This window comes from Micromonospora sp. NPDC007208 (genome assembly GCF_042869175.1).
GTDB classification, from domain to species: domain Bacteria; phylum Actinomycetota; class Actinomycetes; order Mycobacteriales; family Micromonosporaceae; genus Micromonospora; species Micromonospora foliorum.
Genome location: NZ_JBIAFG010000029.1, coordinates 1 through 25,615 on the forward strand (window position 1 = coordinate 1; position 25,615 = coordinate 25,615).

Genomic DNA, 25,615 nt, shown 5'->3' on the forward strand with positions numbered 1-25,615 from the left:
CGGGCACCGGGGGGTTTTGGTTTGGTTTTGGCGCCCCATCTCGTGTTTTGTGTCCCCATGGCCCCCCCCCCCGCCCCGGGCGGGGCGGGCCCCCCCCCCCCGGGGGGGGGCCGGGGGGGGCCCCGCGGGCCCCGACGAGTGGCTTACTTCTTGGCCTGACCGGCGGCGACCTCTTCCGCCGTCCAGTAGCCGGAGTCGATCAGCGTCGCCTTGATGTCGTCCTTGTAGACGGTCGCGATCGGCAGCAGGTACGCCGGGACGACCTTGACGCCGTTGTTGTACGTCTGGGTGTCGTTGGCCTGCGGCTGCTTCTTCTGCAGGAACGCCTCGGCGGCGTTCACGGCCTGCTCGGCCAGCAGTCGGGTGTCCTTGAAGACCGTGGAGCTCTGCACGCCGTCGTTGATCAGCTTGATCGAGGCGATCTCCGCGTCCTGGCCGGTCACCACCGGGAGCTTCTTCGCGCCCTTGCCGTAGCCGGCGTTCTGCAGGGCGGTGATGATGCCGCGGGAGATGCCGTCGTACGGCGAGAGCACCCCGTCGACCTTCGAGCCGTCGTTGTAGCTGGAGGTGAGCAGGTTCTCCATCCGCTTCTGCGCGGTCTCCTGCTGCCACCGCAGGATGGCTACCTGCTCGGGGGTGGTCTGCTTGGACTTGACGACAAGCGTGCCGTTATCGATGAACGGCTTCAGCGTGTCCATCGCGCCGCCGAAGAAGTACTGGGTGTTGTTGTCGTCCAGCGAACCGGCGAAGAGCTCGACGTTCAGCGGCCCCTTGGCGGTGCCCTTCGAGCCGTCCTTGTTCAGCAGGCCGAGACCGACGAGCAGCGCGGTGCCCTGGGCGACGCCGACCTTGTAGTTGTCGAAGCTGACGTAGAAGTCGACGTCCTTGCTGCCACGGATCAGACGGTCGTAGGAGATGACCGGGATCTTCGCGGCCGCGGCTGCCTGCAGCTGGCTGCTGAGCGCGGTGCCGTCGATCGCCGCGAGGATCAGGACATCCGCACCCTGGGTGATCATCTGGTCGACCTGCTGCGACTGGGTGGGGATGTCGTCGCCGGCGTACTGGAGGTCGACCTTGTAGCCCTTGGCCTCAAGCTTCGACTTCACCGCGTTGCCGTCGGCGATCCACCGCTCCGAGGTCTGGGTCGGCATCGACACACCGATGGTCAACTCGCTGGGCTTCTCGTCGCCGGTGGTGCCACCGCTGCCCGCACCCCCGCCACTGCACGCCGCCAAACTCAGCGCCAGTGCCGCGCCGCCGAGAGCAACCAGGAATTTCCTGCCCACGGGCTTCTCCTCTCTGGACTCCCCCGCCGACTGCCGGGGCCAACTGTCATCTTTCGGGTAGTGTTAGCGCTCACATAGACTGCGTCAACACCAGATCCGAAATACCGGTGTCACGGTCTCGTAACGGAGCATCCAGGCGAGCGTAGTCATGCGGCCGGTCCCCCGAAAGGGCAGGACGCGTGCCGCACAGACTGGTGCCCGCGGACGACGTCTGCCGTCCGCGGGCACCAGTACTACCGGATCGGGCGGGTTGCCGCCACCCGGGCGGTCAACCGGGCCCGAGCGGCTACCGCTGCGACCACCGCTGGTTCGCCGCTCCGGTGCAGGTCCAGAGGATCACCGTGGTGCCGTTGGCCGTGCCGTTGTTGTTGACATCCAGGCAGAGCCCCGACTGCGTGCCGCTGATCGTGCCGTTGGCGTTTACCGTCCATTGCTGGTTGGCCCCGCCGTTGCAGTCCCAGATCTGCACCTTGGCACCGGCCGCGGCGTTGGGCGGCGCGTCCAGGCACTTACCGAGGGCCTGCAGGGTCTGACCGCTGCTGGTCCAGCGCTGGTTGGCGGCGCCGTTGCAGTCCCAGATGACCGGCTGCGTGCCGTTGGCCGTGTTGCTGTTCGGCACGTCGAGGCAGCGGCCGGAGGCGGCGCTGGCATACGCGCTCGACGTGGTCGGCGGCGGCGTCGTCGGCGGAGTCGTCCCGCCACCGCTGACCCGGTACACCACCGTGCCGTGCGCGGGGACGCTGGCGCTGATGGTCCCGCTGCTGGAGCTGGTGCCACCGGTCCACGCGTCCACCAGGGTGAACGACGAGCCGGACTTTCCGATGGCCGCGGCCGTGGTCGAGATCGTCGTCGTGGCGCCGCCCTGGTTGAACAGGGCGACGGCGACGTCACCGTTGGCGAGCCGCTTGGCCAGCACCCGGCGCGTGCCGTCGAACGACACCTGCGTCCCCTGCAACCCGAGCGAGTCCTGGTTGATCGCGATCAGGTTGGCGTTCTTGAGGATGGTCTGCGTCGCGGCGTTCATGTTCCGCACGTCGTTGCCGGCGATCAGCGGAGACGCCATGATCGCCCACATGGCGAAGTGGCTGCGCATCTCCGTGTCGTTCATGCCGCCGCGGCCGACCTCCATCATGTCCGGGTCGTTGAACCCACCCGGCCGGGCGTAGGACGCCAGCGGAACTGTCACGTTGATGATGTTCTGGATGCCCATCGGGTAGCCGTTGCTCTGGCCGGTGTCCCACGCGTTGGTGATGTCCTCGGTGGTTCGCCACATGTTGGCCACGTCGCCCCAGTTGCGCTGCGGGCCGGTCTTGGCGTGGATGCTGTTCGGGTTGATGCTGTAGACGATCGGTCGACCGGTCGCGGCCAGCGCGTCACGCATCTTGGCGAACGTGGCCACCTGGTCGTTGATGCTGCCCTCCGGGGAGCACCAGTCGTACTTGAGGTAGTCGACACCCCAGGCGGCGAACTGACGGGCGTCCTGCACCTCGTGACCACGACTGCCGGTCGCGCCGGGGTAGGAGCCGAAGTACTGCGCGCACGTCTTGTCGACCGGCACCTGGTAGAGGCCGAACTTCAGGTTCCGGGCGTGCAGGTAGTCGCCGAGCGCCTTCATCCCGCTGGGGAACCGGGTGGGGTCGCCCTGGATGTTGCCGGAGCCGTCCCGGTTGGGGTTGAACCAGCAGTCGTCGACCACGACGTAGTTGTAGCCCAGGTCCCGCATGCCGCTGCTGACGAGCGCATCCGCCGTCTGCCGGATCAGCGCCTCGTTGATGTTGCAGCCGAACGAGTTCCACGAATTCCAACCCATGGGTGGAGTGCGCGCGACGCCGTTGTCCAGTGCCTGCGCGGTCGGGGCGCGAAGGCCGACCAGGGCGCCGGCGAGCAGTATTCCGGCCGCCAGCACGCTCCCCCAGCGCCGACCTCGGGTAATGCGGTTCATCGAGCCTCCTTGTCGGTGGCGCCCGCCCGCGACCACAATCCCTGGCCGGTGCGCCGATAGTTGGACGCCAATTTTTGTTAGCGTTAACAGAGACGCCCATCATGTTACGGCGACATTTCACGAGGTTCAATACCTGCGCGATGCCGTATCGCCCGACATCGATTAACTACACTGTGCTACCCATCGAGCCACGTCTTATTGGTGGCAGAGCCGGAAATTGGCGCACGCTGGCGCGGGCCCGCACCCGTCGCGCAGCGCGCTTCGGACAGCGGCGGGCGGGACTGAACCCCGCGCCCGGGGGCGACCTCTGGTTGGTCCGGCTGTCAGCGACGCGGTGGGGCGACACTCTGACGCGCGACCAGAGCCGGGGCGACGGTCTGCCGCAGCGCCCCACCGGTGCCCGACTCGATCTGGGACAGCAGCATCTGCAGGCTCGCCCGCGCCACGGCGTCGAAGTCCGGTCGGACGGTGGTCAGCGGCGGAATGAAGTACGCCGCCTCCGGCACGTCGTCGAAGCCGACCACGCTGATGTCGTCCGGCACGCGCCGGCCGAACTCGTGCAGCGCCCGCAGCACGCCCAGCGCGAGGTGGTCGTTGGCGGTGAAGACGGCGGTGACCTCCGGCATCCGTGCCAACATCTGCCCGCACCGGTAACCCGATGCCGCGGACCAGTCCCCCGGCATGGGCGGCGGCGGATCCAGCCCGGCGGCCAGCAGCGCCTGCCGCCAGCCGTCGATCCGGCCGACGCTGTCGAACCAGTCGGTCGGCCCGGAGACGTGCCAGACGGTGCGGTGACCGGCGTCGAGCAGGTGTTGCGTCGCCGCCCGGGCGCCCGCCACCTGGTCGACCGTCACCAGCGGCACCGGCCGGTTCGGGTCACCGTCGACCGTGACCAGCGGGACATCCTTGGGCAGGCGCTCCAACGCCTCACCGGCCGACTCGACCGGGGCGATGACCACGATGCCGGCGACCCGGTGCGACAGGTGCCGCTCGACGGCCGCCGAGATGGAACGGTGGTCCAGGTTACGCACACTGCCGACGCTGACCGCGAAACCCTCTTCGGCGGCGGTCTGCTCCAGGGCGGCCAGCAGCGACGCCGGACCGTAGAGCGTCGTGTTCTGCGCGACCACGCCGATGACCTGTGATCGACCGGTCACCAGGGCGCGTGCCGCGCCGTTGGGGCGGTAGCCGAGTTCGGCGATCGCCGCGCGCACCCGAAGACGGGTCTGCTCACGGACGTTGGGGTGCCCGTTGAGCACCCGCGACACCGTCTGATGGGAGACACCGGCGAGACGAGCAACGTCCGTCATCGCGGGACCGTGGACGGCCATTTAACTCCCCCCGCTACGTCTCCGGCCCGCGGCCCGTCGACGTCGACTGGGGCGGCCCGGCCCGATCCCCCTCGCTCAGTCACCACGCCGGTGCTGAATCCCAGGTGACCAGCGCTGGATCGCCGACAGTCTACGCCAGCAACAGCCCCGGACACGGCATGGCTGTGCGGGGACTGCGCGATGCACCGAAGCCGCACAACGCGGTGCCCACCCGGAGTACGCAGCCAACCGGCGCGAGGCACGTCCCCGACGTGGTACGCCGGCCTGCCCGCGCTCCTGGACAGAGCGTGGAGCAGGCCGGCGAGGCCCCGACGCGGTGGCGCGGACTCGACATGCCGGCAGGCATGCGTTGCCAGCGCCACCCGGTCAGACCGATCGTCGTGTGACTGGTGTCACGGGGTCGTCAGGTCGAACCGCCGCACGGTGACCGCGCCACCAAGCGCCTGCGTCGCGTGGTTGAAGATGGCGAATCGGTAGCCCATGAAGAACTGCCAGTTGTTCGCCAGCGTCAGGGCGTTGCCGAACGAGGTGAAGTTGACCCCGTCGGTGCTGTACGAGAAACGGGCCTGTCGGCCGGAGCCGGGTCTGATGTCGGCGTTGGCGCGCAACCAGATCCGGCCACCGGAGACGGCTGTGCTCGCCACCTCGCTGCCGGTGCTGGTGGTGTTCCAACTGCCGTCCATCGTCAGCCCGTTCTGCATGACCAGTCGGGTGGACCCGTTGTCCCGTCGGACTCCGATCCAGGCCGACGAGTTGCGCAGCACCGCCAGGCCGCTGCGATCACCGTCGCGCATGGTGGAGTAGTCCAACTCGATCGTCGCGGTCGAGGTGGGGCCCTGGATGCGGTGGGTAAGCGTGTTGCGCGCCTTGTACAGATCGCCGGTGACGGTGGCGGTCTGCAGGTTCAGCCCGTTGTTGACCGACCACTTGCTGTTGTCCGGGTTGTGGTTCCACTCCCACTGCGGGCCGAGCGTGGTGCCGGCGAACGTGTCGGTGCCGGTGAGCGGCTTGACCGCCCGGGGTGGCGCGGGCAGGTTCGGCTTCGGGTACGAGCTGCCCCACGTGCCGTTGACCGTCTGCAGCACGGGCCAGCCGTCGCCGGTCCAGGTGATCGGGGCCATGGCCGGCATCCGACCACCGGGGTACGCGTCGACGAAGGACATGTAGTACCAGTCGCCGTTCTGGGTCTGCACCAGCCCACCCTGGTGCGGCACACCGCCGCCGGAGATCGGGCCGGGCAGGTTGAGCAGCACCTGACGCTGCTCGTACGGGCCGAACGGGCCGTTGGTCGACTTCAGCACGTACTGGCCGTTGGCCGGGCGGGTGAGCCAGATGTAGTAGGCGCCGTTGCGCTTGTAGAAGCGGGCGCCCTCCAGCGTTCCGATGCTCGACGGCGTGGTGTAGACCTGCTGGGCACGAACCTGGGACTTCCCGTCCGCGGACAGCTGCGCCACGCTGATGGTGCCGTTGCCGTACGCCACGTACATGGTGTCGTTGTCGTCGATCAGCATCCCCGCGTCGTAGTAGCAGTTGGGGATGGTGGTGTGCTTGCTCCATGTGCCGTCGACGGCGGACGCGGTGTAGATGTGGGTCTGCGCGAAGTCGATGCACCCGGCCCAGTAGTACGTCCGGTTGCTCGGCCGGTAGTTCAGCGTCGACGCCCAGATCCCGTCGACGTAGGCGTTACCGCCGCTCATGTCGTACTTCGAGCCGAAGTCGAGTCGGGGCACCGAGTGACCGGCGAACTCCCAGTTCACCAGGTCGTACGAGCGCAGGACCGGCGCGCCAGGCGAGTAGTGCATGGTGGACGCCGACATGTAGTAGGCGTTGTCCACCCGGATGATGTCGACGTCGGCGAAGTCCTGCCAGACCACCGGGTTCGAGTACGACGTGCCGGGGGTGCCGGGGTCGCTGCCGCCCACCTGGACGAGTTGCCACTGCTGGTTGGTGCCGCCCCAGTCGGCGTACTGCACCACGTTCCCACCATCGGCGGTGGACGCGCCCTGCACCTCGACCGCCTTGTTGCTGTTGCGGTTGATCAACCGAACATAACCACCGTCCGAGTCGGCCAACCGGAACTGCTGGTTCGTCCCATTGAGATCGGCCCACTGCACGATCGCACCACCATCAGCGGTGGAGAAGCCACTGACGTCGAGCACCTTGCCCGAGTGCCCCGACTTCACCCGGTAGTAGCCACCCCCCGAATCCACGAACTGCCACTGCTGATTGACACCGTTGTTCCGCGTCCACTGACTGACCCGCGCCCCGTCATTCGTAGCCGAGGCGTACAGATCCAACGCCTTACCGCTGTTCCGGTTCACCAGCACGTACCACGCGTTCGTGTCGACAGTCGCCGCTGACGCGGCGGTCGGCGCGACAGCCGCCAGAGCACCGCCGACCACCACCGCGACCGCGGCGGCGACGAGTCGCGACAGCCGACCACGCCCCCGCGCTGGTGTTGTCCAGGGAACCCGACCGATGGCAACCATGATCCTCCTCTGACGATGCGTTCCGAGCGGCCCGGGGTCGTCATCCGCGGCACTGGGCGGTGTGCCGAGCTGGCCCGATCGCAGAATGTGATCGCTAACATCGCTCAACGTGGTCCGAGGCGCTGATCTGCCGAACACGGGGAGAGACATGATCGCGGCCGGGCCAGCCACAGACATCGACCGTCTTGGTTATAGACTGTGAGCGATAACACGCCCTTAGTCAAGACGTAACCCAATCGGCTCGTGACCGTGCTAGCGGACACGCAAACGGGTGGCCCGGCCCTGCCCGAGGAATGTCAGGCAGGGACGGACCACCCGTCCGGGGCGCGGTCGGGCCGCGCGAATCAGAAGCCGCGGGCCAGCCGGTAGTAGGCCTGGTTCCAGCGCAGCTCGTCGGCGAAGCGGCGGGGTTCCGTGGCGGCGTCGATGACGACGAGTTCGGTGCGGCTCATCTCCGCCAGGTCGTGCAGTTCCTCCACGCCCACCGCCTGCGACAACACGGTGTGGTGCGGGGCGCCCGCGGTGATCCACGCCTCGGCCGAGACCGGCAGGTCGGGGCGAGGACGCCAGACGGCCCGGGCGACCGGCAACCGGCGCAGCGGCTGCGGCGGGGCCACCACGTCGATCTCGTTGGCCACCAGCCGGAAGCGCTCCCCCATGTCGGCCAGCCCGAGCACCACGGCCGGGCCGGGCGCGGCGTCGAACACCAGCCGGACCGGGTCCTCCCGACCACCGATGCTCAGCGGGTGGATCTCCACGTTGGGCACGTCGGAGGCGATGGTCGGGCAGACCTCCAGCATGTGGGCGCCGAGCACCAACTCGTTGCCCGGGGTGAGGTCGTAGGTGTAGTCCTCCATGAACGACGTGCCGCCGCTCACGCCCACCGACATCGCCTTGAGGGTGCGGACCAGCACCGAGGTCTTCCAGTCGCCCTCGCCGCCGAAACCGTAGCCGTCCGCCATCAGCCGCTGCACGGCGATGCCCGGCAGCTGACGCAGCCCTCCGAGGTCCTCGAAGTTCGTCGTGAAGGCCCGGAACCCGCCCGCGTCCAGGAAGGCGCGCATGCCCAACTCCACGCGTGCGGCGTACCGCAGCGAGTCGTGCTGCTCGCCGCCGGGCAGCAGCGCGCCGACGATGCGGTAGGTGTCCTCGTACTCCTTGACCAGGTCGTCCACCTGCGCGTCGGTGACCTCGCCGACCACCTCGACCAGGTCGTTGACGCCGTAGGTGTTGACCGAGACCCCGAACCGCAGCTCGGCCTCGACCTTGTCGCCCTCGGTCACCGCGACGTCGCGCATGTTGTCACCGAAGCGGGCCAGGCGCAGCGACCGCATCGCCGACCAGCCCAGCGCGGCGCGGGCCCATGCCCCGATCCGAGTGGTCACCCGCGGGTCGCTGACGTGCCCGGCCACCGTCTTACGGGCCACACCGAGACGCGTCTGGATGTACCCGAACTCGCGGTCGCCGTGGGCGGCCTGGTTCAGGTTCATGAAGTCCATGTCGATGTCGTTCCACGGCAGCAGAACGTTGGCCTGGGTGTGCAGGTGCAGCAGCGGCGTCTGCAACGCGTCCAGACCGGAGATCCACATCTTGGCCGGCGAGAACGTGTGCATCCAGGCGATGACCCCGACGGCACCCTGAGCGGCGGCGTCACGACAGACCTGCAGGATCTCACCGCTGTTGGTCAGGACGGGCTTCCAGACCACGCGGGCGGGAATCTGCGGCGAGTCGTCGAGCGCGGCCGCGATCTGGCGAGACTGCTCGGCCACCTGGCGGAGCGTCTCCTCGCCGTACATGCCTTGGCTGCCGGTGAGGAACCAGATCTCGGGTTCGGTGTGTGGTGCCATGGAGTTGCCTTCCGCGAGAGGGGCGGTCACTTGTAACGGATTCCGATGAGGCGCTGAAGGAGGATGAACGCGAAGAGCAGACCGCCAATCACGATCTTGGTCCACCAGGAGTTGAGGCTCCCGTCGAAGGTGATGAGGGTCTGGATCACGCCCAGGACCAGCACGCCGAGCACCGTGCCGAAGACGTAACCCGCGCCGCCGGTGAGCACCGTGCCACCGATGACGACGGCGGCGATGACGTCCAGCTCCATCCCCACGGCGATCAGCGGCGCACCGGAGAGAGTGTAGAAGGACAGCAGGATCCCGCCGATGGCCGAGCACAGACCACTGATCGTGTAGACGGCGACCCGGGTACGCCCCACCGGCAGGCCCATCAGCAGCGCCGACTGCGGGTTGCCGCCGATGGCGTACACGTTGCGTCCCAGTCGGGTGTAGGCCAACGTGTACGCGGCGATGACGACCACCACGAAGGCGATCAGCACGCTGATCGACACGAAGTTGCCCCGAGGGTCCCCGATCCGCTCCTGCGACATCGAGGTCCAGAAACCGTCGGTGATCGGGATCGACGCACCGGAGATGAACGTGCACATGCCCCGGGCGAAGAACATCCCGGCGAGCGTGACGATGAACGGCTGGATGTCGAAGAAGTGGATGGCGCAGCCCATCAGCAGGCCGAGCGTCGGGCCGATGAGCAGGGCGATGACGAGCACCAGCGGCGCCGGCATCCCGTTCTGCAGCAGCGCGGCCGACACCATCGCCGTCATGGCGACGACGGACCCGACCGACAGGTCGATGCCGCCGGTGAGGATCACGAAGGTCATGCCCACCGCGACGACGAGCAGGAAGCCGTTGTCGATGAAGACGTTGAAGATGACCTGCACGTTGGAGAACGCCGTGTACTGCGAGACGCCGATGCCGTACATCACCAGCAGCAGGGCGAGCGTCGCCAGGACCGGTATCTGCTTCCTCGGCAGCCGGAACCGGGTACGACCGGCGGTAAGCGTTCCAGTGGTCATGCCGGCACCTGCTCCTTCGGCTTGTCGGCGATGGTGGCGGGCGGCGGGGCATTGCGCCTACGTCGGCTGAACCGGGCCCGGAAGGCCGGTGCCTGGATGAGGCAGACGGCGATGACGACTACCGCTTTGAACAGCAGCGAGGTCTGCGGCGAGATGTCCATGGCGTACACCGTGGTGGTCAGGGTCTGGATGATCAGCGCGCCGATGATCGTGCCACTGAGGAAGAACCGGCCACCCGCGAGGGACGTACCGCCGATGACGACCGCGAGGATCGCGTCCAGTTCCACCCAGAGGCCGACGGCGTTGCCGTCGGCGCTGGAGACGTTGGCCGTCATCATGAAACCCGCGATCGCGGCACAGCCGGCACTGAGCACGTACGTGAGGAAGACGACCCGGCCGGACCGGATGCCGGCGAGTCGGCTCGCCTCGGCGTTGCCGCCCACCGACTCGACGATCATGCCGAGCGCGGTGCGACGGGTGAACGCGGCGACGAGCAGGGCCGCGGCCAGGGCGATGAAGATGGCCAGCGGCAGGGTCAACAGGTGGCCCAACCCGATCGCGCGGAACGGCTCGGAGTTGATGGTGATGATCTGACCCTGGGTGATCAGCTGGGCGAGGCCCCGGCCGGCCACCATCAGGATCAGGGTGGCGATGATCGGTTGGATACCGATCACGGCCACCAGCACCCCGTTCCAGGCACCGAGCACCAGCGCGATCCCCATCGCCATCGCGAGGGCGGTCAGCACCACGCCAACGCTGTTCTGGTCGGGCTGCTTGCTGATGTACATGCAGGCGATCGCGCCGCTGATCGCGCAGATCGAACCGACCGACAGGTCGATGCCGCCGGTCGAGATGACCAGCGTCATGCCCAGCGCGACGAGGATCAGCGGCGCGCTCAGCCGCAGGATGTCGATCGGCGTGCCGTACAGGTGCCCGTCCTTGAGCTCGATGGACAGGAACCCGGGCCGGTAGATCGTGTTCGCGGCGAGCATGACGAACAGCACGGCGGCGGGCCAGAACAGCCGGTGACCGATCATCGTCCGATAGCGGCTCATGGTGTCGTTCATCGGTCTGCCTCCTCCCGGTGGGATCCGCTGGCGATGGTCTGCATGATGCGGTCGGCGTCGAGGCTCTCGTCGTTGGCGAGCTGCGCGACCATCTGCCGGTCCCGCATCACCGCCACCTTGTGGCTGAGGCGCAGCACCTCCTCCAGCTCGGCGGAAATGAACAACACCGCCATGCCCCCGTCAGACAGCTGCGTCACGAGCTTCTGGATCTCGGTCTTCGCGCCGATGTCGATGCCCCGGGTCGGCTCGTCCAGGATCAGCAGCCGTGGCTCGGTGATCAGCCACCGGGCCAGGAGCACCTTCTGCTGGTTGCCGCCGGAGAGGTTGCGTACCGGCACCTCCGGGTCGGCGGGCCGGATGTTGAGAGCCTTGACGTACTTGTCGACCAGCTCGTCCTGGCGACGACGCGGAATGGGCCGCAGCCAGCCGCGGGCCGCCTGCATGGCGAGGATCATGTTCTCGCGGACCGACAGGTCGGCGACGATGCCCTCCGCGCGGCGGTTCTCCGAACAGAAACCCACGCCGTGGTCGATGGCCTGCGCGGGGGTACGCAGGCTGCCCGCCTCCCCGTCGACCGCGACCTGACCGCCGTCGGTCCGGTCGGCGCCGAACAACAACCGCGCGACCTCGGTACGCCCCGAACCCAGCAGGCCGGCCAGGCCCACCACCTCGCCGGCGTGAATGGTCAGGCTGAACGGCTCGACGGCGCCCGCCCGACCGAAGTTCGACACCGCCACCAGGGGGGTGCCCTCCTCCAGCGCGGCCAGGTCCCGCCGGGAGTGCTCCTCGATGCCCTCCAGGACGTCGAGCTCCTTACCGATCATCTTCTCCACCAGGGAGAGCTGGGGCAGCTCGGTGGTGAGGTACTCGCCGACGAGCCCGCCGTTACGCAACACGGTGATCCGGTCGGCGATCTCGTACACCTGGTCGAGGAAGTGGGTCACGAACAGGATCGCGATGCCCTCGTCGCGCAGTTGCCGCATGATGCGGAACAGCTGCGCCACCTCGCCGGCGTCGAGGCTGGACGTCGGCTCGTCCAGGATCAGCACCCGGGCCTTGATGTCTATCGCGCGGGCGATGGCGACCATCTGCTGGATTGCCAGCGAGTACGAGCCGAGCGGCGCGCTGACGTCGAGGTCGAGGTCGAGGCGGGCCAGCAGGGCCCGGGCGCGGCGGCGGACCTCACCCCAGCGGACGGCGCCGAAGACCCGGGGCTCGCGGCCGATGAAGATGTTCTCCGCCACCGAGAGGTTGGTGCAGAGGTTGACTTCCTGGAAAACGGTGCTGACACCGGCGGCGGTCGCCTGCATCGGCCCGGTGAACGACACGGGCTCGCCGTCGAGGGTGATCGCGCCCTCGTCGGTGTCGTAGACGCCGGTGAGCACCTTGATGAGGGTCGACTTGCCGGCGCCGTTCTCGCCCATCAGGGCGTGCACCTCGCCGGGGAAGAGCCGGAAGTTGACGTCGTGGAGTGCGCGCACCCCGGGGAAGGACTTGCTGATCCCGGTCATCGTCAGGACCGGACGGCTATCCGTCATCCCATCAGACCTCTTCTGGGTTGTCGACACGGAAGGGCCGCTACGCTCCCGCCACGCCCGCCCGGTCGTCCCTGGGGGCGCTCGGGCGGGCGTGGTACGGGGTCGTCGCGGGCCAAGCCCGGTCCGTTTCGGGTAGGGAAGCGACGCGGCGGGGCCGCCACGCGAACGCGGCGACCCCGTCGTCGATCAGTACTTACGGTTGGGCAGAGCTTCCTTGGCCTGCTCGGTCGTGAAGGTGGTCTCCTCGGTCTCGATCCGAGGCGGCACCTCCTCGCCCGCGTGGACCTTCTTGGCCAGGTCCATCAGCTGCGGGCCGAGCAGCGGGCTGCACTCCGCGATGAAGTTGAACTTCCCGTCGGCGAGAGCCTGCATGCCGTCCTTGACGGCGTCGACCGTGATGATGGTGATGTCCTTGCCGGGCACCTTGCCGGCAGCGGTGATCGCCTCGAGCGCGCCCAGACCCATGTCGTCGTTGTGCGCGAACAACACGTCGATCTGCTTGTTGGCCTTGAGGAACTGCTCCATGACCTGCTTGCCGCCGGCCCGGGTGAAGTCACCCGGCTGGGAAGCGATGATCTTCAGGTTCGGGTTGGCGGCGATCGCCTCACCGAAGCCCTTCTTGCGATCGTTCGCCGGCGCCGCACCGGTGTTGCCCTGCAGCTCGACGATGTTCACCGTGCCCGAGGCGCCCTTCTTCTGCTCGACCAGCCACTCACCCGCGAGCCGGCCCTCCTTGACGAAGTCCGAGCCGAGGAAGGTCTTGTACAGCGACTTGTCGGCCGAGTCGACCGAGCGGTCGGTCAGGATGACCGGGATGCCGGCGTCCTTGGCCTCCTTGAGCACGGTGTCCCACCCGGACTCCACCACCGGCGAGAAGGCGATCACGTCGACCTTCTGCTGGATGTAGTTGCGGATCGCCTTGATCTGGTTTTCCTGCTTCTGCTGAGCGTCGTCGAACTTCAGCTCGACGCCCGCGGCGGCCGCCGACTCCTTGATGGAGGTGGTGTTCGCGGTACGCCACCCGCTCTCCGCGCCGACCTGGGAGAAGCCCATCGTGATCTTGCCGTCGTCCTTGGACCCGCCGCCGCCGGTGTCGCTGTTGCCGCAGGCCGCCACGCCGCCGACCAGCAGCACGCTGGCGAGGACCGCGGCAGCGCGCCACGGAGCGGACTGCGTTCGCATCTTTCCCATCGAATCTCCTTGGCTGGATGTGGTGGGTAACCGCGCCAACCGCCGAGGTGCGCAAGAGCGGCGTACGCGGGTGGTGCGTGCTGGTGCGTCGTGGTGCAGACCGACGGGTCTCGGATGATCGGTGCAGGGGTCAGGAACCCGCCGGTGCGACTGGTTGTTGACCGTAGACGTTCTGGTAACGGTCATAAAGAGCATCGATGTCTGCCTGGGCCATCGGGACCGGCTGCCCAAGGGTGTGGGCCAGGTGCGCGGTACGGGCCACGTCCTCGCACATGACCGCCGCCTTGACCGCCGCGCGGGCGTCGCGGCCGATGGTGAACACGCCGTGGTTGCGCATCAGCACCGCGGGCGAGCGGTGCCCGGCGAGCGTGGCGACGATGCCCTTGCCGATGTCGTCGCCGCCGATCAGCGCGAACGGGCCGATCGGGATCTCCCCACCGAACTCGTCCGCCTGCGCGGTGAGGTGGCAGGGGATCGACTCCCCACACGCGGCCCAGGCGGTCGCGTACGAGCTGTGCGTGTGCACGACCCCACCGACCTCGGGCATGGCCCGGTAGACGTAGGCGTGGGCGGCGGTGTCGCTGGACGGGGCGAAGTCGCCCTCGATGAGTACGCCGTCCAGGTCGCAGACCACCATCGTGGCCGCGGTGAGGTCGTCGTAGCTCACCCCACTCGGCTTGATCACCATCAGATCCTGGCCCGGGACCCGCGCGGAGACGTTGCCGGACGTCCAGGCGACCAGGTTGTACCGGGTCAACTCGGCGTGCAGGCGGGCGACGGTCTCGCGCAGCTCGCCGATCTGTCGGGTCACCTCGGCGTTCACGCCACCACCTCCAGCGGGGCCTCGTGCGTGGCCGCGGCGGTCTCGACCGCCGCGTTACGGATCGCCCGCAGGCGGAGCATGACGTCGTTGCCGCCACGACCGAAGTGGTCGTGCAGCGCCCGGTACTCGGCATAGAGCGCGTCGTAGGCGCGCGCCCGCTCGGGGTCCGGGCGGTAGACGGCCTCGTGCACCCGACCCATCGCCTGCGACGCCTCGTGGATCGAGGGGAACTCACCGGCGGCGACGGCGGCGTGGATCGCCGAGCCCAGCGCCGGCCCCTGCGCCGAGGCGATGATGTTCAGCGGTCGCTTGGTCACGTCGGCGTAGATCTGCATCAGCAGCGCGTTGTTGGTCAGACCACCGGCGATCACCAGGTCGTTCACCGGGACTCCGGCGTCGACGAACGCCTCGATGATCATCCGGGTGCCGTACGCGGTGGACTCCAGCAGGGCCCGGTAGATGTCCGCTGGCCGGGTGGCCAGGGTCATGCCGACGATCAGCCCGCTGAGGTCGTGGTTGACCAGCAGGGAACGGTTGCCGTTCCACCAGTCCAGGGCGATCAGACCGTGCCCGCCGACGGGCTGGCTCGCGGCCAACTCGGTGAGGCGTTCGTGCGAGTCGGTGCCGGCCGGGGCGGCGTGCTCGACGAACCAGCCGAAGATGTCGCCGACGCCGCTCTGCCCAGCCTCGTAACCCCATGCCCCGGGGCTGATGCCGCCGTCCACGACACCGCACATGCCGGCCACCTCGGCGACCTCCGTGCCGTTGACGACGTGGCAGGTCGAGGTGCCCATGATGGCGACCAGCCGACCCGGCTCCACCGCCTGCGCGGACGCCGCGGTGACGTGCGCGTCGACGTTGCCGACGGCCACCGCGATCCCCTCCGGCAGGCCGGTCCATGCGGCGGCCTGGGCGGTGAGCGCGCCGGCTCGGGCGCCGAGGGGGAGCAACGGACCGTCCAGCTTGGCCACGAAGTCGCCGAAGTTGGGGTTGAGCGCGGTCAGGAAACCTTCGGAGGGATAGTGACCGTCCTGCAGGATGCCCTTGTATCCGGCGGTGCAGACGTTGCGGGTCTCGGTGCCGCAGAGCTGCCAGACGATCCAGTCGGCGGCCTCGATGAAGCGCTCGGCCCGGTCGTAGACCTCCGGGTCCTCCTCCAGGATCTGCAGGCCCTTGGCGTACTGCCACTCGGCGGAGATCTTGCCGCCGTACCGGCCGATCCACGGCTCGGCCCGCTCGTGGGCCAGCGCGTTGATCCGGTCGGCGTGCGGCTGCGCGGCGTGGTGCTTCCACAGCTTGACCCAGGCGTGCGGTCGGTCGCGCAGCTCGGGTGTCTCGCACAGCGGGGTGCCGTCGGCGAGCGTCGGCAGCACGGTGCAGGCGGTGAAGTCGATGCCGATGCCGACCACCGCCGCCGGGTCCACCCCCGCGGCGGACACCGCCGCCGGGACGGCGTACCGGAGCACGTCGCGGTAGTCCTGCGGGTTCTGCAGGGCCCAGTCCGGGGGAAGCGATCGACCTCCCGGAAGCGCCGTGCTGATCACGCCATCGCCGTACTCGTGCACCGCGGTCCCCAACTCGGCACCATCGCCGACACGGACCACCAGAGCTCGCCCGGACAGGGTGCCGTAGTCGACACCGACGACGTAGCGGTCGTCAGCTCCGTCCACACGGTTCATGTTCACCTCCACCGTTAACGGGGATAGTGTTAACGCTCACATCCAGGCTCGTCAAGACATCTACCCGCAACAGCTCCGTAACGGAACGCGGAAGGCGGACCGACTCGGGAGGGTAGATAGCGGACCGGTGCAAAGCGCGCGATTCCGGCGTCAACGACGTCGATCAGGTGGCTACTGGGGCGTCCGAGCGGATCGGTCACCGACGACGGCGGCCTCGAGAGGCGGGGCGACAGGTCCAACACGCCGGACACAGCGGGACTACCGTCCGATAGCGACCATGTCTCGGCCGACGATGATGGCAGCGATAACATCGCCGGAGCGTCACGCTCTCGCGCTCAGATCCGCGGTACAGCCATCGATGACCATGCGGGCTCAGGAGTGAGCGCTCCGGAGGGGCGGTCCGCGCAGCGCGCAGCCGGCCGGCGTGGCCGTGTTATCGATAACATTCAACGTCTTGGCGGGCCTCGCCGCCCGGGTCGGCCCGCTCGGCCGGACGGCACGTCGGACGGCGCCGGGCAGCAAGGTCCACTCGCGTTTGCTGAAGTCGCGGGCTCCGCAGCGGCGTGACCGGCCGACTTCAAGAAACCCGAGTGGATCATGCGCCCGCGCCGTCGGCCCGCAGCCCGACCACGCGCTCGCGCCACCGGTTCGCAGCCCGATGCGCTCGCGGCGCCAGCCCGCGCCGCCGGCCCGGAGCCCGACCACGCGCTCGCGCCACCGGCCCGCCGGTCGGGCGACGCCACGAACCGGCGGCCCGACCCCTCTGGGCCGAGCCGCCGGCTCTCTAATGCGATGGCGAGGCCGAGCGCCGGTGGGATCAGGCCGTCCGGTTGCGGTTGTACAGGGCCTTGGCCCAGAAGAAGCAGCCCACGCTGATGACGGCGCACCAGGCGACCGCGATGATCCCGTTGGCGCCGATCCCGGTGCCCAGGAGCAGGCCGCGGAGGGTCTCCATGACGGGCGTGAAGGGCTGGTAGTCCGCGAACCACCGCACGGCGGCCGGCATGGAGTCGGTGGGGACGAACCCGCTGCCGAGGAACGGCAGGAGGATCAGCGGCATGGGCAGGTTGCTGGCCGTCTCGACGCTGTCACTGACCAGGCCGAGAGCGACGGACAGCCAGGTGAGCGCAAAAGTGATCATGGCAAGGACGCCGACCGCGGCCAGCCACTCCACCGCGTTGGCCGTGGGCCGGAACCCGACCAGCAGCGCCACGACGGTGACGGCCACGAGGCTGAGCATGGTCTGCACCAGGCTGCCCAGTACGTGGCCCGTGAGGACCGACGGTCGGAAGATCGACATCGTCCGGAACCGGGCGATGATCCCCTCGGTCATGTCCATCGCGACCGAGATGGCGGTGCCCTGCGCGGCGCTGACCACCGTGATGAGCAGGATTCCGGGGGTGACGTAGTTGGCGTACTGGGAGCGGTCGCCGGACGGGCCGAGGCCGGCGCCGAGCGTGCCACCGAAGACGTAGACGAAGAGCAGCAGGATGATGATCGGGATGCCGATGAGCAGGAACGTCATCGACGGGTACCGCCGCATGTGCAGCAGGTTGCGCCGCAGCATGGTGCTCGAGTCGCGGACGGCGAGGGAGAGGGTGCTCATCGCGCGGTAGCCCTTTCGTGGTCGGGTCGGCTGGCCCGGGTGTCGGGCTGACCGGTGAGGGTGAGGAAGACGTCGTCGAGGTCGGGGGTGTGCACGGAGAGCCCCGCCACGCTGATCGAGGCGCGGTCGAGTTGGTCGAGCAGGGATCGCAGCGACCCGACCCCGCCGTCACTCGGCACCTGGAGGGTGAGCGCCGCGTCGTCGCGGGTGGCGGCCGCGAAGGTCCGGGCCGCCGAGTCGAGCCCCTCCTGGTCGGCGAACTGCAACACGACGTGACCGCCCGGGATGAGCCGCTTGAGCTCGCGGGGCGTGCCCTCGGCGATCAGTCGACCGTGGTCGAGGAACGCCACCCGGTCGGCGAGTTGGTCGGCCTCCTCCAGGTACTGCGTGGTGAGCAGGATGGTCACGCCCTCGGCGGCAAGTGCGCGGATGATGTGCCACATGGCCCGGCGGCTGCGCGGGTCGAGGCCGGTGGTCGGCTCGTCGAGGAAGATGACGCGGGGCTCGCCGACCAGGGTCATCGCGAGGTCGAGCCGCCGCCGCATCCCGCCGGAGTACGTCGACACCGGCTTGCCCGCCGCCTCGGTCAGGTCGAACTGGTCGAGCAGGTCGGTGATCCGCCGCCGACCGGCGGCCCGGTCCAGGTGACACAGGTCGGCCATCAGGGTCAGGTTCTCCCGACCGGTGAGCAGGTTGTCGACGGCGGAGAACTGGCCGGTGACGCCGATCAGCGCGCGTACCGCGTCGGGCTCCCGGGTCAGGTCGTGGCCGAAGACGCGGGCGTTACCGCCGTCGGCGTTGATCAGAGTGGAGAGGATCTGCACGGTGGTGGTCTTGCCGGCGCCGTTCGGACCGAGCAACGCGAAGATCGTGCCCTCGGTGATCATCAGGTCGATGCCGTCCAGCACGACCTTGTCGCCGTAGGACTTGCGCAGGTCGGTGGCGACGATCGCGGGGTTCATGGAGCTGGTCATGGTCTCCTCATTTGTGGTCGGCGCGGTGATCGGTCAGGCGGGGCGATGCGTCAGGCGCGGCGGATCATGATGTCGCCGTAGGAGGTGTTCGCCCGGACCTCGACCGTCTCGTCGGTCTGCGCCGGGCTGTCGGTCGACTCCAGCGCGTTGTGCACGCGGCCGTGCTTGGAACTGACGTCGAGCCAGGCGGCGGTCCCGCGACGGATGCCGACCTCGATCGCGCCGTAGGAGGTCTGCAGGTCGATCGCGCCGCGGGCGACCTCACCGAGCCGGAGGTTGCCGTAGGCGGTGCGCGCCGTCACCGAGGCCAGCGACGCGTCCACGGTGATGTCGCCGTAGGCCGTGTTGATCCGGACGTCGCCACCGCTGCGGCCGATCCAGCAGTCGCCGGACGAATTCTTGATCTCGGCGGTGCCGTCGACCGCGCCGATGCGCACCTTGCCGGACGAGGCCTTCACCCGGGCGGAGCCCAGGACACGCTCGACCGCGACCTCGCCGTGGCTGCTGTCGATCTCCAACGGCCCGGTCTCGTCGAGCCGGATGCCGCTGCCGGTCTTGATCCGACACTCACCGAGCCGCCCCTCGCAGCGGAACGCCGCCCACGACGCCTCGGCGTACACCCGCGAGCCGGTCGGCACCTCGATCAGGACGTCGACCGACGGGCCGGGACCGAACCCGTAGCGGCGCCAACTCTTCGGCACCCGGATCACCAGTCGCCCGGCGGCGAACTCGACGGTGCTCTGTTCGGCGGCGCTCACGTCGGCCTTGCTCGACGGGTCGCGGGGCCGCACCGTCACCACCGTGTCGGTGCGGTCGCTCGCGGCGATCCAGGCATCGCCGATCGGCAGCTCGATCTGGACGGAGATCGGTTCTGGCGTCTCGAAAACAGGCATGGTGGTCTCCCGAAAGGTGGTCGGCGGAGGTCGCCGCTGGTCAGCGGCGTGGTGGAAGGGGTACGGGGAGTTAGCGGGCCCAGCCGGTGAAGTGCTGCCCGGAGGTCGGCTCCACCCGGCGGGGTGGACGACGCTCCGTGTCGCCCGCCCCGATGGCGCCGGCGACGGCGCGTACCAGCCAGGCGTTGACCGAGAGCCCGGCGCGCCCGGCGGCGTCCTCGACGCTGGCCTTCAGGTGGTCGGGCAGCCGCAGGTTGATCCGCGAGGTGCCGCCCTCGTCGCCGTCGGGCGCGGACACCGACACCGACAGCGGCGGCGGGCCGCTGGGCTCGCTCACCACCTCGACCGGCGGGCTGGCCGGCGTCACCACGAAGTCGGGCTCGCGCCCCCGCAACCGAACGTGCACCGACCCCGGTGCGAGGTCGCGGGTGATCTCGTCGGCCGCGTCGGACAGCGCCTCGAGCAGCGTGAGACGGGTGGCCGCCTCCAACTGCGCGAAGAGTCGTTCGGCCAACGCCCGGGCCTCCGGGTCGACGCCCTCCGCGGCCACGGCGAACTCGTTACGCAGGTTCTCGACGTATGACCTCAGCTCCATGGCACCATCATGGCACCACTTTGGCTCAGAATGCAACAGTCATGGCTCAGCAAGGTGCCGTCATCTGGCTCCGCTGCGGATCGCCGAGCTCTCAGAGGTCGCCGAAAACCCTCCGGACCAGGTGATTCGCGTCCTCCTGGCTCAGTCCGGAGGCGACCAGGAGGTCACTGACGGTCGTACGGACCTGAGCCACCACCACCGCTCCGGAGAAGCCGACGCCGTCTCGATAGGCATGCCCGGCCGTCCGGACCGCCCGCAGCGCCTGCTCCCGCGCCCGGTTCGGCTCGGCACCGGCAGCGAACTGTCGCTTGAGCAGGCGGACGGCCTCGGCGAGCTCGGCCACCGCCGTCGGCAACGACTCCGGCACCGGCTCGCCGTCCTCGATGAGCGTCACCGACCGTCGGATCAGGGTGCCGCTGTTGCGCATCGCCCGGTCGATCGGCTCCGCCGCCTGCGCGTAGCGGCCCACCGGCCCGTGCCGTTGGTGCCAGTACACCGGCGAGAGGGTGCTCGCCTCCCGGGCGCCCTGGGTCGCCTCGACGAACGCCTTCAACCGGCCCGCGCTCTGCCGCAGCTCACCCCGGGCGGTACGGGCCCGAGCGGCGTCCCGCTCGGTCAGCGCCTCGGCGGTGGCGTCGAGCTGGGTCACGAGGAGGTCCAAGGCCGGCCGCGCGGCCCGGTTGAGCACCCGCAGCGGGTTCAGCGGCAGCAACACGGCGGTGACCAGCAGCGCCACCCCTCCCCCGACGAGCGCGTCCACGAACCGGGGGATCTCCAGGTCCCGGACGGCCGGGCTGAGCGTGGCGATCAGCACCGCCGTCGCGCCGGCCTGGATCACCACCGCCGCGCTGCCCGCCAGAAAGAGCGCGACGACGATCGCCAGCACGACGATCAGGGCGAGCTGCCACCACCCGGTGCCGATCACCAGGAGCAGCAGGTCGCCGATCAGCACCCCGACGGTGACACCGATGATCAGCTCGACGGTGCGACGCAACCGCTGGCCGACGGACGCGGCGAGCGTCGAGACGGCGGAGATCGGCGCGAAGACCGGCTGCGACACCTGCAGCAGCGAGTGCGCCACGATCCAGGACAGCGCTGCGGCCAGGCCGGCCTGCAGGGCGAGGCCCCCGATGGTCCGTACCCGACGGACCCGGTCGCGCAACGCGGCCACCACCCGGTCCCACCACCGTGCGACGGTCGACGGGCCCGCGTCCGCTCCGCGCCGACCGGCAGCGACCATGGCGGCACCTACCCCGCCACGACCGGATCAATCCTCGCCGGCATGGGCCGGTCGGGCCCGGGCGGTAGCGCCCCGGCCCGCCGCGATTGAGGGCGGCCGGTTCGGGTAGACCCGGCTCTGCCGTCACCGCGGTCGGCGGCCCCGGCGCGTGGCCTCGGGGCTGGGTCGCGGGAGAAGGGCTGCGAGACGCCTCAGGGGGACGTCGGATGGATCAGCGGGGTTGAGCGGGCCGGACGACTCCGGTGACGTGGTGGAGCTGCGGGTGCACGGAGTCTCCGGCGCGAGCGCCGCACAGGTGCTGGACCTGCAACAGACCGGCCAGGTCGCCGGTGACCGCAGCGGCGGTTTCTACCGGCCGCGCCCCCGGTGCTCGGACACCGCCGGCGTACGCGGGGTGACGCTGGAGGCGTACCGCTGGGGTGACCTGCCCTCCGGGACCGTGGCCCGGACCCTGGCGGTGGTGTTCCTGCTCCCCTTCATGCTGGTCAACGTCGCGATCTGGATGCGCCCGGCGAACCCCGGGTCCGAGGCGACGGTCAAGTCCCTGTGCCGGGTGCTGGCGCTCACGCTCACCGTGCTGTACGTGCTCGCCATCGCCGGCGTCGCCCTGGATCTCGTCGGTTGGAAGTGTCTGGCCTCGCCGGACTGCCTGGCGGGACGCAGTTGGTTGTCCTGGTTGGGTGGACGGCCGGTGGGACAGCGGCTGGCGGTGCTCGCGCTGGTCCCGGCCGCCGCGATCGGCCTGATCTGGCGGGTCAGCTCCCGTCCGGGGCGGACGTTCGAGGCGTTTCGCGCACCCGATCAGGGCAGCTCCGCGCCTCGGCTCGGCACCGTCGGTCGATGGGACGCCGAGCCGCTGGTGGGCCGTTTGCGGGCCATCCACGTCGCGGCGGCCTTCGCGACGCTGGACCTCGCCCTGCTCCTGGCCCGAGGCGCGGGTGACGCCTCGGCGGCCACGACCGCACTGACGGCGATCACGGGGGTGATCCTGGCGGGCTGCGTGGGGCTGCTCTGCACACCGCCGCTGATGGACCGGGCCCCTGGTGACCAGCGGCTCGACCGGGTCACCCGCACCCTCCGGACCGCTGCCGTCATCCTGACCGTGGCCGTCGTGGCACACGTCCCGATCGGCTCGCCGCGGTGGCCGAAGGAGCACGGACTTCCCGGCTACGACACCACCCTCGCCGGCCTGTTCGTGGCGCAGACGATGCTCTTGGCCGCCCTGGGCGTGGTGCTGCTCTGGCACCGCCGCCGGGAGCGCGGCGCCACCCCGCTGTTCGGGCTGGGCGCGATCGTTGTCGCCGCCACCGGAATCAGCATGGCGGTGGCGTACTCCGCCGAGTTGGTCTACCGGGTGGCCGACTTCCTGGACCGGGACGTGCCGACCGGGGAGGGCATCGCCTCCGGCCCGCCCCGGGCCTACACCTGGGCCATCTTCGGCTTCTTCCGGGCACTGCTGGTCACCGTGGTCGTCGCTGGCCTCGTCGTGCTGATCTCCCGACGAAGTCGACGCCGGGTCGCGGCGGCCATAGTCGCCCGCGACTTCCCGAACGCGCCGGCCGAGGCAGGGCCCCGACTGCGGCAGATCCGAGACGCGATAGCCCGGGCTCGCTTCACCGAGAAACTGGTGCCGCTGGCCGTGCTGTACGGCTGTCTCGCCGGACTCGCCACGGCCACCACCACCATCGGCCTGCTGGGGCAGGTCCCGGGTGATGTCATCGAGCGGGCCGTGGGGCTGCCGGCGGACGTGGTCACCTTCGGCACCGCGTTCGGTAGCTGGGTGATCGCGGCAGTCATCCTCGGCCTGATCATCGGCGGAATCTTCGCGTACCGGACCGAGCCGTACCGCCGGCACATCGGTGTCCTCTGGGACCTCGGCACCTTCTGGCCCCGGGCCGCCCACCCGTTCGCGCCGCCCTGCTACTCCGAACGGGCCGTGCCGGAGCTGGCCCGCCGGATCACCTACCTCGTCGAGCGCGGCGACGCGGTGCTGCTCACCGGGCACAGCCACGGCTCGGTCCTGCTCGCCGCCACGGTGCTGCAGCTGCCGCCGCGGGTCGGTGAACGGGTCGCCCTGCTCACCCACGGATCACCGCTGCGCCGCCTCTACGCGCGGCTCTTTCCCGCCTACGTCGACGACGCGGCACTGCACGAGATCGGCCGTCGGGTGGGTTGGCGCTGGGTGAACCTGTGGCGCGACACCGACCCCATCGGCGGGTGGATCTTCTCCCCCGAGCCGTCCCCCGCGCCGGGCGACCCGGCCACCGCAGTGGATCGCCGACAGCGTGATCCCCGCGACGTGGTGACACCCCCCGGGGACAGCGTCGCCCCACCCATCCACGGGCACTGGCCGGCTGAGTCCGATGAACCGTTCACCGAGGTGGTGCGGGAGTTGGCGCAGCGCCTCGGTGGGCGCGCCGGCCCACCCGGAACGTCGAGATAGCGGGCCGGCTCACTGTCCCCGGCTTGCCCGGGTACGCCAGTCGTCCAGCCCGGTGCCGGAAAGGCGGGCGCCGTCGGCGGGGACGAGCGAGCGTTCGCCCAGCTTGGCGCCGAAGTACCGGGCGTCGGGGTCGGCCACCACGGAACGGGGGTCCTGCTGGTCGGCGAGGAGGGATCGACCCAGTTCGTCGAGGCGGAACTGCTCCGGGCCAGCGACCTCGACCACGGAGTTCGTCGGCGGGCTGAGCACGACCTCGGCCACCGCGGCCGCGACGTCGTCCGCGGCCATCGGCTGAATGAGCATCGGCGCGAGGTGCACGGTGTCACCGTCCGTGGCGGCGTCGATGATGCCCTGGAGGAACTCGAAGAACTGGGTGGCGTGCACCACCGAGTACGGCATTCCGGACGCCACGATGAGCTTCTCCTGGGCGACCTTCGCGCGCATGTAGCCGCTGTCCGGAATGCGGTCGCTCCCCACGATGGAGAGCGCCACGTAGTGACCCACCCCGGCGTCCGACGCGGCGGCGAGGAGCGTCCGGGTGGACGTCTCGAAGAACTCCAGCACGGCGGCGTCCTCGAACGACGGCGAGTTCGACACGTCGACGACGACCTCGGCGCCGGTGAGCGCCTCGGCCACTCCCTCGCCGGTCAGGGTGTTCACGCCGGTCTTCGGCGATGCCGGCACCGCCTCGTGACCCTGGGCGCCGAGGCGGTCCACGAGCTTGGAGCCGATGAGGCCGCTGCCGCCGATCACGACGATCTTCATGGTCGAACCAGTCCTGTCTGCACCGGATTGAATCGTGCTGCCAATCAGTAAGACGGAAAGCGTGCGCGGATGCAGGACAATCGCCGGAGAAAGTGTTCTACGGACATCACGCCATCCCTGGAGGTCGACGTGACCACGGTGTCCCACCCGGTGTTCGCCCGCGTGTACGAGCGACTCAGCGTCGCCATGGACCGCGCCGGCACGGCGGCGTTCCGACGGGACCTGGTCGCCGGCCTGTCCGGGCGGGTGATCGAGATCGGGGCGGGCAACGGGCGGATGTTCGCCCACTACCCGCCGGGGGTGACCCAGGTCCTCGCGGTCGAACCGGAGCGGCGCCTGCGTGCCGCTGCCGAGCGCGCCGCGTCGGACGCGCCGGTTCCGGTCACCGTCGTCGACGGTCTGGCCCAGGCGCTGCCCGCCGGGAAGGGCGAGTTCGACGCGGCCGTGGTCGCGTTGGTGTTGTGCACCGTGCCCGATCAGGCGAGCGCGTTGGCCGAGATCAGCCGGGTGCTGCGCCCCGGGGGCCAGGTGCGGTTCTTCGAGCACGTGGCCGCCGAGGAGGCCCCTCGTCTGTATCGCGCCCAACGACTCGTCGACGCCACACTGTGGCCGAAGCTGTTCGCCGGCTGCCACACCAGCCGCGACACCGTCACCGCCATCGCGGCGGCCGGTTTCCAGGTGGAGGAGGTGCGCCGGTTCCATTTCCCGGCCACCAGTAACAGCCCTTCCTCCCCCTGCGTCCTCGGCCGCGCGACCACGCCGCTCCCGACGGTCGGGCGATAGGCCGAAATCCGCTCCGCTTCCCGGAACGCGCACTGCCCGCTTTCGCGGAACCGGAAAACAAGAACGCGAAGGTCAGTCCCATTCAGATAGATGCACCTTGGCTATTG

At 69.6% G+C, this 25,615-nt stretch carries 19 protein-coding genes; 2 read left to right on the plus strand and 17 right to left on the minus strand.

From position 1 onward, the window contains the following. Positions 1–143: 143 nt before the first annotated feature. From chvE to ACFYL6_RS32790, 16 genes are all read right to left on the minus strand, one after another. Complete coding sequence (gene chvE / locus ACFYL6_RS32715; protein WP_387177082.1) at positions 144–1,286, minus strand: multiple monosaccharide ABC transporter substrate-binding protein; 1,143 nt, start codon at positions 1,284–1,286, stop codon at positions 144–146. A 286-nt stretch (positions 1,287–1,572) separates the two neighbouring features. Beyond that, a complete protein-coding gene (locus ACFYL6_RS32720; RefSeq protein ID WP_387177083.1) occupies positions 1,573–3,228 on the minus strand; it encodes a glycoside hydrolase family 27 protein in 1,656 nt (551 codons plus the stop codon). Positions 3,229–3,551: 323 nt separating this feature from the next. Continuing rightward, the gene (locus ACFYL6_RS32725) at positions 3,552–4,538 is read right to left on the minus strand and encodes a LacI family DNA-binding transcriptional regulator (RefSeq protein WP_387177084.1); all 987 of its coding nucleotides are present in this window, start codon (positions 4,536–4,538) and stop codon (positions 3,552–3,554) included. A gap of 413 nt (positions 4,539–4,951) precedes the next feature. After that, a complete protein-coding gene (locus tag ACFYL6_RS32730) occupies positions 4,952–7,048 on the minus strand; it encodes a family 43 glycosylhydrolase (protein ID WP_387177085.1) in 2,097 nt (698 codons plus the stop codon). Positions 7,049–7,392: 344 nt separating this feature from the next. Further along, a complete protein-coding gene (araA, locus tag ACFYL6_RS32735; protein ID WP_387177086.1) occupies positions 7,393–8,895 on the minus strand; it encodes an L-arabinose isomerase in 1,503 nt (500 codons plus the stop codon). A gap of 26 nt (positions 8,896–8,921) precedes the next feature. Then, positions 8,922–9,911 carry a galactofuranose ABC transporter, permease protein YjfF gene (gene yjfF, locus ACFYL6_RS32740; RefSeq protein ID WP_387177087.1) on the minus strand — a complete coding sequence of 330 codons (990 nt, stop codon included), beginning with the start codon at positions 9,909–9,911 and terminating at the stop codon, positions 8,922–8,924. After that, positions 9,908–10,978, minus strand: a complete 1,071-nt coding sequence (locus ACFYL6_RS32745) for an ABC transporter permease (protein ID WP_387177088.1) — start codon at positions 10,976–10,978, stop codon at positions 9,908–9,910. Before ACFYL6_RS32745 ends, yjfF begins: the two co-directional genes overlap by 4 nt. Beyond that, on the minus strand, positions 10,975–12,516 hold the full coding sequence (locus tag ACFYL6_RS32750) for a sugar ABC transporter ATP-binding protein (protein ID WP_387177089.1): 1,542 nt from the start codon (positions 12,514–12,516) through the stop codon (positions 10,975–10,977). The genes ACFYL6_RS32745 and ACFYL6_RS32750 overlap by 4 nt, the downstream gene beginning before the upstream one ends. 186 nt (positions 12,517–12,702) lie before the next feature. Next, positions 12,703–13,707 (minus strand): ABC transporter substrate-binding protein, encoded by a 1,005-nt coding sequence (locus ACFYL6_RS32755; RefSeq protein ID WP_387177090.1) that lies wholly within the window; start codon positions 13,705–13,707, stop codon positions 12,703–12,705. Between the two features lie 130 nt (positions 13,708–13,837). Continuing rightward, positions 13,838–14,530, minus strand: a complete 693-nt coding sequence (locus ACFYL6_RS32760) for an L-ribulose-5-phosphate 4-epimerase (RefSeq protein ID WP_387177091.1) — start codon at positions 14,528–14,530, stop codon at positions 13,838–13,840. Further along, positions 14,527–16,209 (minus strand): ribulokinase, encoded by a 1,683-nt coding sequence (gene araB, locus ACFYL6_RS32765; RefSeq protein ID WP_387177092.1) that lies wholly within the window; start codon positions 16,207–16,209, stop codon positions 14,527–14,529. Before araB ends, ACFYL6_RS32760 begins: the two co-directional genes overlap by 4 nt. Before the next feature lie 817 nt (positions 16,210–17,026). Beyond that, positions 17,027–17,815, minus strand: coding sequence for an ABC transporter permease (locus ACFYL6_RS32770; RefSeq protein WP_387177093.1), 789 nt, complete (start codon positions 17,813–17,815; stop codon positions 17,027–17,029). After that, complete coding sequence (locus tag ACFYL6_RS32775; RefSeq protein WP_387177094.1) at positions 17,812–18,789, minus strand: ATP-binding cassette domain-containing protein; 978 nt, start codon at positions 18,787–18,789, stop codon at positions 17,812–17,814. The genes ACFYL6_RS32770 and ACFYL6_RS32775 overlap by 4 nt, the downstream gene beginning before the upstream one ends. A 50-nt stretch (positions 18,790–18,839) precedes the next feature. Further along, positions 18,840–19,682 (minus strand): DUF4097 domain-containing protein, encoded by an 843-nt coding sequence (locus ACFYL6_RS32780; RefSeq protein ID WP_387177095.1) that lies wholly within the window; start codon positions 19,680–19,682, stop codon positions 18,840–18,842. A 70-nt stretch (positions 19,683–19,752) separates the two neighbouring features. Continuing rightward, a complete protein-coding gene (locus ACFYL6_RS32785) occupies positions 19,753–20,277 on the minus strand; it encodes a hypothetical protein (RefSeq protein ID WP_387177096.1) in 525 nt (174 codons plus the stop codon). Between the two features lie 91 nt (positions 20,278–20,368). Further along, a complete protein-coding gene (locus tag ACFYL6_RS32790; protein ID WP_387177097.1) occupies positions 20,369–21,517 on the minus strand; it encodes an FUSC family protein in 1,149 nt (382 codons plus the stop codon). A 220-nt stretch (positions 21,518–21,737) separates the two neighbouring features. Here ACFYL6_RS32790 and ACFYL6_RS32795 point away from each other — a divergent pair, with 220 nt between their 5' ends. Next, a complete protein-coding gene (locus ACFYL6_RS32795; protein WP_387177098.1) occupies positions 21,738–23,960 on the plus strand; it encodes a hypothetical protein in 2,223 nt (740 codons plus the stop codon). A gap of 9 nt (positions 23,961–23,969) precedes the next feature. Here the strand turns inward: ACFYL6_RS32795 and ACFYL6_RS32800 are convergent, their stop codons facing one another. Further along, positions 23,970–24,725, minus strand: coding sequence for an SDR family oxidoreductase (locus ACFYL6_RS32800; RefSeq protein ID WP_387177099.1), 756 nt, complete (start codon positions 24,723–24,725; stop codon positions 23,970–23,972). Between the two features lie 129 nt (positions 24,726–24,854). On the opposite strand from ACFYL6_RS32800, the gene ACFYL6_RS32805 reads away from it, so the two are divergent. Beyond that, positions 24,855–25,508, plus strand: a complete 654-nt coding sequence (locus ACFYL6_RS32805) for a methyltransferase domain-containing protein (RefSeq protein ID WP_387177100.1) — start codon at positions 24,855–24,857, stop codon at positions 25,506–25,508. The last annotated feature ends 107 nt before the right edge of the window (positions 25,509–25,615 follow it).

Excerpts from the sequence above, each read along its gene's own strand:
- ACFYL6_RS32790 (WP_387177097.1), bottom strand. The coding sequence starts at position 21,517 with ATGGTCGCTGCCGGTCGGCGCGGAGCGGACGCGGGCCCGTCGACCGTC.
- ACFYL6_RS32785 (WP_387177096.1), bottom strand. The coding sequence starts at position 20,277 with ATGGAGCTGAGGTCATACGTCGAGAACCTGCGTAACGAGTTCGCCGTG.
- ACFYL6_RS32755 (WP_387177090.1), bottom strand. The coding sequence starts at position 13,707 with ATGGGAAAGATGCGAACGCAGTCCGCTCCGTGGCGCGCTGCCGCGGTC.
- ACFYL6_RS32770 (WP_387177093.1), bottom strand. The coding sequence starts at position 17,815 with ATGAGCACCCTCTCCCTCGCCGTCCGCGACTCGAGCACCATGCTGCGG.
- yjfF (WP_387177087.1), bottom strand. The coding sequence starts at position 9,911 with ATGACCACTGGAACGCTTACCGCCGGTCGTACCCGGTTCCGGCTGCCG.
- araB (WP_387177092.1), bottom strand. The coding sequence starts at position 16,209 with ATGAACCGTGTGGACGGAGCTGACGACCGCTACGTCGTCGGTGTCGAC.
- ACFYL6_RS32730 (WP_387177085.1), bottom strand. The coding sequence starts at position 7,048 with ATGGTTGCCATCGGTCGGGTTCCCTGGACAACACCAGCGCGGGGGCGT.
- ACFYL6_RS32720 (WP_387177083.1), bottom strand. The coding sequence starts at position 3,228 with ATGAACCGCATTACCCGAGGTCGGCGCTGGGGGAGCGTGCTGGCGGCC.
- ACFYL6_RS32775 (WP_387177094.1), bottom strand. The coding sequence starts at position 18,789 with ATGACCAGCTCCATGAACCCCGCGATCGTCGCCACCGACCTGCGCAAG.
- ACFYL6_RS32800 (WP_387177099.1), bottom strand. The coding sequence starts at position 24,725 with ATGAAGATCGTCGTGATCGGCGGCAGCGGCCTCATCGGCTCCAAGCTC.
- araA (WP_387177086.1), bottom strand. The coding sequence starts at position 8,895 with ATGGCACCACACACCGAACCCGAGATCTGGTTCCTCACCGGCAGCCAA.
- ACFYL6_RS32780 (WP_387177095.1), bottom strand. The coding sequence starts at position 19,682 with ATGCCTGTTTTCGAGACGCCAGAACCGATCTCCGTCCAGATCGAGCTG.
- ACFYL6_RS32725 (WP_387177084.1), bottom strand. The coding sequence starts at position 4,538 with ATGACGGACGTTGCTCGTCTCGCCGGTGTCTCCCATCAGACGGTGTCG.
- ACFYL6_RS32745 (WP_387177088.1), bottom strand. The coding sequence starts at position 10,978 with ATGAACGACACCATGAGCCGCTATCGGACGATGATCGGTCACCGGCTG.
- ACFYL6_RS32750 (WP_387177089.1), bottom strand. The coding sequence starts at position 12,516 with ATGACGGATAGCCGTCCGGTCCTGACGATGACCGGGATCAGCAAGTCC.